The following is a 1994-nucleotide window of genomic DNA, read 5'->3' on the forward strand; positions in this document are numbered from 1 at the left end:
ACGCCGAACCCGGCGCCTGCCCAGACCGTCATTTCGGATTCGGTCGATACCACTACCGCGACCCTCACTGCCTCGCCTAGCGTGACCGAGGGCGGGGTGATCACCTATACCGTGACGCTGAGCAACCCAGCTCAGACGCCGGTGACCGTGACCCTGTCGAATGGCCAGACCGTTACCGTCGAAGCCGGGCAGTCCACTGGCAGCGTTAACTTCCAGACGCCGGCCAACGATGTCTACAACAATGGTTCCACGGTCAGCACGACCATTACGACTGTCGCGGGTGGAAATTTTGAACAGCTGTCGATCAGCCCGTCGGAAGCTGTCACGGTTATCAACGACAGCATCGACACGTCGACCGTAACCCTGACCGCGACTCCAAGCGTGGTTGAGGGCGGCGTGGTGACCTACACCGCTTCGGTTACGGCACCGGTGACCGGTTCGCCGCTGGTGGTGACCCTGGCCAACGGCCAGAGCATTACCATCGATGTTGGCCAATCCACCGGCACGGTCAACTTCACCGCGCCGAACAACGTCTACAACACCAACACCCCGCTGACCAACAGCATCACCAAGGTCGAAGGCGGCAACTACGAGAAGCTCGAAACCGCCGGTACCCCGACCACCACGGTCACCGACAGCCCAGAGACTCAGGCCACCACCAACCTGGTGCTGAGCGCGACTGGCGACGTGGCCGAGGGCGGCCAGATCGTCTACACCGCGACCCTGAGCAATCCAGCGGGCACGGCCATGACCGTGACCTTGAGCAATGGCTCGACGATCAATATCGCTGCGGGCCAGACCACTGGCCAGGTCACCGTCGCTGCGCCAACCGATGACGTCTACAAGGACGCCGGTGAAGTCAAAGTCAGCATCACCGGGACCACCGGTGGTGATTTTGAACAACTGGCAGTGAACCCAGCCGAAGCGGTCACCAATGTCAGCGATACCATCGACACCAGCACGGTCACACTGACTGCTAATGGCTCGGTCGTCGAGGGTGGCGTCGTCACCTACACCGCCTCGGTATCGGCGCCGGTCACCGGCAGCCCGCTGGTGGTGACCCTGGCCAACGGCCAGAGCATCACCATCGATGTTGGCCAGTCCACCGGCACGGTCAACTTCACCGCGCCGAACAACGTCTACAACACCAACACCCCGCTGACCAACAGCATTACCAAGGTCGAAGGCGGCAACTACGAGAACCTGGACACCACTGGTACCCCGATCACCACGGTCACCGATAGCCCAGAGACTCAGGCCACCACCAACCTGGTGCTGAGCGCGACTGGCGATGTCGCCGAGGGCGGCCAGATCGTTTACACCGCGACCTTGAGCAATCCAGCCGGCACGGCGATGACCGTGACGCTGAGCAACGGCGCGACCATCAATATCGCCGCCGGCCAGACCGCTGGCCAAGTGACCGTTGCGGCGCCAACTGACGACGTCTACAAGGACGCCGGTGAGGTCAAAGTCAGCATCACCGGCACCACCGGCGGTGACTTCGAGAAGCTGGCGGTCAACCCAGCCGAAGCCGTGACCAATGTCAGCGACACCATCGACACGTCGACCGTGACCCTGACCGCGTCTCCAAGCGTGGTTGAGGGCGGCGTGGTCACCTACACCGCTTCGGTCTCGGCACCAGTCACCGGTTCGCCGCTGGTGGTGACCCTGGCCAACGGCCAGAGCATCACCATCGATGTTGGCCAATCCTCCGGCTCGGTCAACTTCACTGCGCCGAACAACGTCTACAACACCAACACCCCGCTGACCAACAGCATCACCAAGGTCGAGGGCGGCAACTACGAGAACCTCGAAACCGCTGGCACGCCGACCACCACGGTCACCGATAGCCCAGAAACCCAGGCCACCACTAACCTGGTGCTGAGCGCGACCGGCGACGTCGCCGAGGGCGGCCAGATCGTTTATACCGCGACCTTGAGCAACCCAGCCGGCACGGCGATGACCGTGACCTTGAGCAATGGCTCGACGATCAA

1 protein-coding gene is annotated in these 1994 nt (G+C 62.6%); it reads left to right on the top strand.

Annotated elements, in window-relative coordinates:
* The coding region (locus tag ACIPZF_RS26085; RefSeq protein ID WP_400804954.1) for an immunoglobulin-like domain-containing protein at positions 1-1994 on the top strand (1994 nt) is incomplete at both ends.

This window comes from Pseudomonas sp. NPDC089752 (assembly GCF_044748725.1).
Classification (GTDB): domain Bacteria; phylum Pseudomonadota; class Gammaproteobacteria; order Pseudomonadales; family Pseudomonadaceae; genus Aquipseudomonas.